Here is a 7,796-nt window from a genome sequence, read left to right on the forward strand (position 1 = left end):
CGCCCCCCTGGTTGCCCAGCTGACTGATCATGTCCCGGCGGCCGCTTTCATCTTCTTCCTGATAGCGGGTCCACCAGTCGCCAAGCCCGGCCTTGATCTCTCCGCTCTGCTCACGCAGTAGCAGAAAATCGTAGGCGGCACGGAAGCGAGGATGCTCCATCATCGCATCGGCGCGGCGCCCGGCCCGTTTGTCCAGACGCAGCTGCAATTCCCACATCTCACGCATCACGGTGGAGAAGCGACGGGGAATGGCGGTGTGTTTTATTTGCTGGTTGAGGGCGCGGGTGGCGGCTTTGTGCAGTGCCTGGGCCGGCGGCAAGCCGCTGGACAGGTAGCCACCGAAGCGCTGCTGAATGACCGGCCACAGTAGTACCGCATAGATAAAGGCCGGAGTGACGGGTTTGTCCATCAGCAGGCGGCGGTCGGTGTTGTCCATGGCGGCCAGCAGCATGGCTTCCCAGGTCTCGCCCTGGTCGCCTTCAAGCGCTTGCTGGGTTTCCGGGAACAGGAAGCGGAACAGACCCAGCTCCTGTAGCTGCTCATAGGAGGCGCGGGCGTGGCCGCTGAGGAACAGCTTGAGCACTTCATCAAACAGACGGGCGGCGGGGACCTGCAGAAGCAGCTCTGCCATGTCGGGAATGCGTTGCGCCGTGCTGCTTTCAATGTGGAAGCCCAGCTTGGCGGCGAAGCGGGCCGCGCGCAGCATGCGTACCGGGTCTTCGCGGAAGCGTTGTTCCGGGTTGCCGATCAGGCGGATCACTTCCTGGTCGATATCGCCCATGCTGCCGACAAAGTCATGCAGGGTGAAGTCGGCAATATTGTAGTACAGCGCATTAATGGTGAAGTCCCGGCGCAGGGCATCTTCCTCGATGCTGCCCCAGGTGTTGTCGCGCAGTACCAGCCCGGTTTCTTCGTGGGCGTGATGTTTGTTCTGGTCCTGGTTGTCATCGCTGGCCTTGGCCCGGAAGGTGGAAACCTCAATGACTTCGCGGCCAAAGCGCACATGCACGATCTGGAAGCGGCGGCCGATAATGCGGCTGCGCTTGAACAGACGGTTGACCTGCTCAGGTGTAGCGTTGGTGCTGACGTCGAAATCCTTGGGCTCGCGGCCGCAGAGGATGTCGCGCAGGCAGCCGCCGACCAGGTAGGCCTCGAACCCGCCTTTGTGCAATCCGTAGAGCACATCAAGCGCCGCTCGGGAAACTTGCTTGCGGGAGATCGGGTGTTGGTCGCGGGGAATTACGCGCGGTTCTATCGGGCCGGAAGATTTTGGGGAACCCGGAGTGAACCAGCGTGTCATACGTTTCAGAAGCTTGCAGGGCATGCGAAAAATTCGGCCTCAAAATGAGCAATAAGGCGGCGATAGTAGCACTTTTTTTCGCCAGTTGAGATGTCTTTGGCCCGTAAGGGCCGGCACCGGCCAAGGTAATGGGATAAAATGCCCGGCCAGAAAGTAAAAAGGAGCCACAACCGAAGTTGTGACTCCCATATTTTGCGCTGATTCTGTTGTTATTATTGTTTGTGTTGTTTTCTGCCTTGTCGCTGCAATCATCAGTTGCAGCAGCACTGCATTGGCTCGTGAAATTATTGTTCTTCTTTCTTGTTGTTATTGTTTGAGCTTTTACGCCGCTGTTTTTCTTGTTTGCTGGCGTGGGATTCATAGTGCCCGTCCACCCCTGCCAATGCAACACGCTAAAAAATCCATTTAAATCATTGGGTTGTGCGTGTTTTGCAAAAAACACCTTAAATGCGGCCGGATCCAGGTAACGCTTGTGTTACTTTCCTGTGTAGAGCGGTAACACTTGCTCGGCTTTTAGGTTGTTTCGGGTCCTGCTCCCGATTTCCGTGTCCCGAATTAACGTTTTTGCGTTTGACTCTAATGACGTGTGGATTGGTTTTGCCGGTCAATGGCAAGCGATGCTGTATTCTTATTCAACGACGTGCACTGGCCTTTTTGCGGGGGATGCCCAGCCGCTGACGCCGCTCCCAAAGGCTTTTCCGGCTGATTCCCAGTTTCTGCGCCAGCTCGGTCTCGGTCATGCTGTCCTGATTTTCCATCACGAAGCGAGTGAAATAATCTTCCAGTGACAGGTCTTCGCTGGGGTCCAGGCTGGCCCGGCTGACGCGTTGGGGCGCGCGGTTGGGGTTCAGGCCCAGCTGGGCCGGGCCGATGCCGTCTTCTTCAGTGAGAATAACGGCCCGTTCAATCACGTTTTCCAGTTCCCGCACGTTGCCGGGCCAGCTATAGCTATGCATGGCTTGCAGGGCTTCCGGGGTGAAGTGCAGGTCCGGACGGTTGAGCTTTTCGCAGCCCCGGGCCAGCAGGGCATTGGCCAGGGGTTCCAGGTCTTCCTGACGATCGTTAAGCGGCGGCAGGGTCAGTTCCATGACGTTCAGCCGATAGTAAAGATCCTGGCGGAAGCTGCCGTCGGCGACCCGGCCGGGCAGGTCCAGCTGGCTGCTGGCGAGAATGCGCACATCTACCCGGCGGGGTGACAGGGAGCCCTGACGGTGGATTTCGTGATGGGTCAGCAGGGTCAGCAGGCGACTTTGTACTTCGCTGGTCAGTTCGCCCACTTCATCCAGAAACAGGGTGCCGCCGTCGGCTTCTTCAATGCGGCCGGGCTGTTCGTGATCGCCGAATAGTTCTGTGAGCTGCAGGGCCTGGGGCAGCGCCGCGCATTGCACCGAGACCAGCGGGCCATTGCCTCGCTCGCTGTGCTCATGCAGGGCGCGGGCGGTGAGCTCTTTGCCGGTGCCGGCTTCGCCCATGATCAGCACCGGGGTGTTGGTCGGTCCCACGCGGCCAATGCGGTGTTTCAGCTCTTCCATGGCCTCGCTGTTGCCGATCATGTTGCGTACCGGGAAGCTGCGTTCCAGGTCCCGGCGCAGGGCCCGGTTGCCCCGGTTCAGGCGGCCTTCTTTCAATACCCGATCCACGGCGAGCAACATTTCGTCGTGATCGAAGGGTTTGGGGATGTAGTCCACGGCGCCCTGTCGCATGGCATCCACTGCGGAGCGCAGGCTGGCATAACTGGTCATGATCAGCACCGGTGTGATGCCGGCCGCTTCTATAAGTGTGGTGCCGGGTTCGCCGGGCAGGCGCAGGTCGCTGATTATCAGGTCGAACTGATTGAGGCTGTACTCGCGGGCCTGCTCCACGGATTCCGCTTCTTCAACCGAATGTTCGTGGCGCACCAGCAGCTTGCGCAGGGCGCCGCGAATTACCGGCTCATCTTCAACAATCAGAATGTGACTCATGAATGACTTGATCCTGTCCTGTCTTTCAATGGCGCATTACACACCGGATGTCGGGGCGTGCATGGGAAGCCGAATAATAAACCGGGTGCCGCCCTGTTCGGTGATCGGGCTCTCCACTCGAATCGCGCCCAGGTGTTCTTCGATAATACTGTAAACCAGCGCTAACCCAAGGCCTGTTCCCCGCCCCGGTGGCTTACTGGTGACAAAGGGTTCAAACAGGGCGTCGCGCAGTTCATCGGGGATGCCGTGGCCCTGATCCTCCACAATCACATCCAGCACCTCATCGGCGGCTTCACAGCGAATAATGACTGGCTGTTTGTCGGCACTGGCGTCGGCGGCATTGCCCAGCAGGTTGATGAAGACCTGCAGCAGGCGTTGTGGGTCGCCTTGCACCCAGTGTTCCGGTTCGCACTGGTTATTGAAGGGTTGCTGGCGGTGGTCCGGGTCGAGCAGTAGCAAGGATACGGCTTCGTCCACGGTGTCGCGGATATTCACGGGCACATGCTGGCTATGTTTGATGCCGCCGGAATGGCTGAAAGTCACCAGCGATTCCACGATGCGGGTGATGCGGCGAGTCTGTTCAAGGATCTGTTGGCTGGATTCCAGCTGTTCCTCTGCATCGGTTTCGCTGTCCAGGTTTTGTGCCAGGCAAGCGATGGCGGTCACCGGGTTGCCAATCTCGTGGGCTACCCCGGCGGCGAGCCGGCCGATGGAGGCGAGCCGCTCATTGTGGGCCAGGTGCGCTTCCATGTGGCGCAGTTCAGTAATGTCTTCAATCACCACTACCTGCCCGCCAGCCTGCTCCGAGGTGCCGGTGCCCAGCACTTCGGATTTATGCAGGCTGAGCCAGCGAGTCTGCCGGTCCACTTCCAGCGATTGTTGTGGCTGGTGCGGGTTGTCGTCGTGGCTGAACTGCGTCAGGAAATCGCCCCAGGGCGGGTCCAGATCCGCCAGCCGGGAGCCGATGGTGTCGGCGGCGGTGATGCCGGTGAGTTCTTCCATGGCCCGGTTCCAGCCAATGATTTCCCGGTCGGCGCCCAGGGAAATGACCCCCATGGGCAGCTCCAGCAAGGTCTGGCGGTGGAAGCGTCGCAGGCCGTCCAGCTCTGCGGCCAGCCCGGAGAGCCGGTCGCGATATTGCTCCAGTCGTGACTCGATAAACTGGATGTCTTCGCTGGAGCTTTGTTCCTCTTCAGGCAAGTAAGGCAGGTGATCGTCCATCAACTGATGGGAAACCGACGGCCCCAGCAGGCCTGACAGGTTGGTCTCCAGCTGGTCGCGCAAACGCCGCAGGGCGTAGGGCCGGGTTTCGGTGCGTGGCAGACGTAAATCCCGCAGCGCCATTTCCACTTCCCGGGTAGCGGTAATCGGCCCCAGGGGCTGGGTCAGCGCATCAATGAAATCATCTACACTCTTGGCTTCCAGTTCCCAGCGATAGGGGCGGCGCAAACTGTCCACTGCGCAGGCTTGCGCCGCGTTCTGTTCGGCGCGGGACATGGGCGTGACAATGGAGACGATGGCGTAGATCAAGGTGTTGGCGGTGACTGACGCGATGGCCACGTGGTGCCATTGGCTGGCGCCGGTCTGGAACCGCATGCCCAGCAATTCCATCAAGCCCTGAAATTGCCATTGCGGGTAGGTGATGGGGAGCAGCAGTAATAGCAGCCATAACAGGAAGCCCACGACAAGGCCGGCGAACAGACCATTGCGGTTGCCGGAGGGCCAGAACAGGGCGCCGATCAGCCCGGGAACAAATTGCAGCGTGGCCACGAAAGACAGCACGCCCAGTTCTACCAGGGTGTGCTCGGTGCCGGTGAAGCGATAAAACAGATAGGCCAGGGCGAGAATGGCGGCGATCAGAATACGTCGGGTCCACAGCAGGTTGCGGTAGAGGTTCTTGCCCTGATGCAACGGGCTGGCAGGCAGTACCAGATGATTCAGGCACATGCCGGACAGGGCCAGGGTAGCCACAATCAGCATGCCGCTGGCACCGGCCAGGCCGGCAATATAGCCGAGGATGGCGCCGTGCCCGCCGGTGACCATGCCAATGCCCAGTGCATAGTAGTCCGGTGAGGTGGGGGCATTGCTGGCGGCAGCAGCCCACAGAATGACCGGCACGCACAGGGCCATGACCAGGAACATCAGCGGCAGTGCCCAGCTGGCGGTGATCAGGGCGCGGGGGTTCAGGTTTTCGGTGAACGCCATGTAGAACATGTGGGGGAGCACTACGGCGGACACGAAGAATGCCATGATCATGGAGTGCCAGGTGCCATCCTGTAGCGGGTAATAGAGCCGCGAAAGCATTTCCGGGTGGTCGTCCAGCCAATTGCCCAGACTTTCCGGGCCATCAAAAACGCCATACAGGCCCAGCAGGGCCACGGCCCCGAAAGCCAGCAGCTTGATCAGTGATTCCATGGCGATGGCCACCACCAGCCCTTCGTGTTTTTCCCGGGCGGTGGCGTGGCGGGCGCCGAACAGAATGGCGAAGATCACCATCATCAGGCAGAAGCCGGCGGCCAGGTCGCGGGGGTCGGCGGTACCGCTGAGAATCTGGATGGACTCGGCGACGGCTTTCAATTGCAGCGCCAGCAGCGGTAACACGCCGATGAGCATGATGATGGTGGTCATGGCGCCAGCCAGGCGGCTGCGATAGCGGAAGGCAAACAAATCCGCCAGGGAGCTTAACTGGTAGGTGGTGGTCAGGCGCAGGATAGGCGCCAGCAGAATTGGCGCCAACAGGAACACGCCGGAGATGCCGAGAAAGTAGGACAGAAAATTATAGCCGTACTGATAGGCGTACCCCACTGAGCCGTACACCGCCCAGGCGCTGGCGTAGACCCCGAGTGAGAATACATATACCGCCGGGTGCCGCACCAACCTTGCGGGTAACCAGCCGCGTTCGGTGATCCAGGCCACCATGAAAAGAAAAAACAGGTAGCCACAGGCAATCAGGATGAGGTCGCTGACACTATAGACCATCGACATCCTTGCTCTTGGCGATCCAGTAGCTCAGCGCGATCAGTCCCAGCCAGATCAGGTAGGGCCGATACCAAGCGCGGCCCCCTTCGCTCCACCAATCAATAATGGCAGGGGACAGCAAGTAGGTGCCGAGAATAAAAATAATAAGCAGGCGATCAGTATACATAGGTGGTTAAGGCCCTCTGGTGCAAGAGCATACGTCAGGTGGGGGAGGCGTGTAAAAGCGGGAACGCAAAGTGGACAGTGGATAGTTGAAAGTTGACAGCGAAAGGCGAAAAGCACGTTTTGTGGGTAGGAGTGGCGCTTGAGCCGCGAACAAAAAGGTTAATCGCGGAAGTGATTGACGAGATGATTTCAGCAATCTTACAAGGAAGATGCCGGTAACGGTTGTTGGCGGCCGGGTGGCCACTGGTGTTCGGGGTAATGGGCTTTCGCCCATGCCAGCATGGTTGTGGGGCTGGCTCCATGCATATCGATGGGGAGCTGCAGGCCCATGTAGCTAAATGCGGCGGCGAGTAGCTGGCTGGCCCGAGCGAGGTCCAGCGCTTCGCTACCACTGGATTTGGACAGCTTGGTATCACGACCATTCATTACCACCGGCAGGTGGGCATAATCCGGCACTGGCCGGCCCAGGCATTCCAGCAGCCAGCGCTGACGCAGAGTGGAATCAAGCAGATCGGCACCGCGCAGTACATGGGTAATGTTGTCATCGGCATCATCCAGGGCGCAGGCCAGCTGGTAACCGAACAGGCCGTCGCGGCGGCGTATTACGAAGGCGCCACCATCACGGTGGAGGTTATTGCAGACTTGTCCTTGGATGCCATCGGGGTAACAGAGCCGCCGGTCTGGCACATGCAGGCGAATCGCTGTGTCGCTGCCGGCGGGAACGGCGGCGGCGATACCGGGATGGCAGTGATCCAGGGGGGCCAGTTCCTTGCGGGTCATGCGGCAGTGAAAGGCGTGGCCGGTGTCGAGCAACTGTGTCACTGCTGCCTGGTAGGCCTCGCCGCGCCGGCTCTGGTAACGCACGGTTTCGTCCCAGTGCAGGCCGAACGCCTCCAGTTGCGCCAGAATATGATCCGCGGCACCCGGCATCTCCCGGGGAGGATCGAGATCGTCAATGCGAACCAGCCACTGCCCGCCTTGATAGCGAGCGTCCAGCCAGCTGGCCAGGGCCGCCACCAGTGAGCCGAAGTGCAACGGGCCGGAGGGGGTGGGGGCGAAACGTCCGCGATAGAACATAGTTGACAGTGGACAGTTGACAATTGACAGCGAAAAGACAGTTTCTAGATTCAGCAAAACGGGGCGTAAAACGCCCTGGAGTGCCCCCGATTTAGTAGACACCTAATGATTAAACGGTCGCAGCATAGGCACTGGGGGAAACTCCTCCCAGTGCCATGTGCCGACGCACATTGGGATAGTACTGGTCCGTATAGTAACGAACTTCGCTCGCCATTTCGTCTCGGCCTATCTCTCCAAGAGGGCGAGTCCACTCCTTTTTTAGCAAGGCAAAGACACTCTCGGCACAAGCATTGTCCCAGCAGTTGCCGCGCCGG

Annotated in this window: 7 protein-coding genes; all 7 read right to left on the reverse strand. The window is 59.7% G+C overall.

The window, feature by feature from the left end; translation table 11 throughout:
• Positions 1-1,183 (reverse strand): polynucleotide adenylyltransferase PcnB (gene pcnB, locus A3730_RS16755; protein WP_231883982.1); only part of this gene is annotated, 1,183 nt, incomplete at its 3' end.
• 1 nt (position 1,184) lies between these two features.
• The gene (locus tag A3730_RS32740) at positions 1,185-1,742 is read right to left on the reverse strand and encodes a hypothetical protein (RefSeq protein WP_231880639.1); all 558 of its coding nucleotides are present in this window, start codon (positions 1,740-1,742) and stop codon (positions 1,185-1,187) included.
• 190 nt (positions 1,743-1,932) lie between these two features.
• Positions 1,933-3,261 (reverse strand): sigma-54 dependent transcriptional regulator, encoded by a 1,329-nt coding sequence (locus A3730_RS16760; protein ID WP_063538491.1) that lies wholly within the window; start codon positions 3,259-3,261, stop codon positions 1,933-1,935.
• 36 nt (positions 3,262-3,297) lie between these two features.
• A complete protein-coding gene (locus A3730_RS16765; RefSeq protein WP_156497001.1) occupies positions 3,298-6,240 on the reverse strand; it encodes a sensor histidine kinase in 2,943 nt (980 codons plus the stop codon).
• Positions 6,230-6,406, reverse strand: a complete 177-nt coding sequence (locus A3730_RS31765; RefSeq protein WP_007149317.1) for a hypothetical protein — start codon at positions 6,404-6,406, stop codon at positions 6,230-6,232. Before A3730_RS31765 ends, A3730_RS16765 begins: the two co-directional genes overlap by 11 nt.
• Before the next feature lie 197 nt (positions 6,407-6,603).
• A complete protein-coding gene (gluQRS, locus tag A3730_RS16770) occupies positions 6,604-7,482 on the reverse strand; it encodes a tRNA glutamyl-Q(34) synthetase GluQRS (protein WP_063520233.1) in 879 nt (292 codons plus the stop codon).
• 109 nt (positions 7,483-7,591) lie between these two features.
• Positions 7,592-7,796 (reverse strand): integrase core domain-containing protein (locus A3730_RS30460; protein ID WP_156501232.1); only part of this gene is annotated, 205 nt, incomplete at its 5' end.

The organism is Alcanivorax sp. HI0044 (assembly GCF_001634945.1).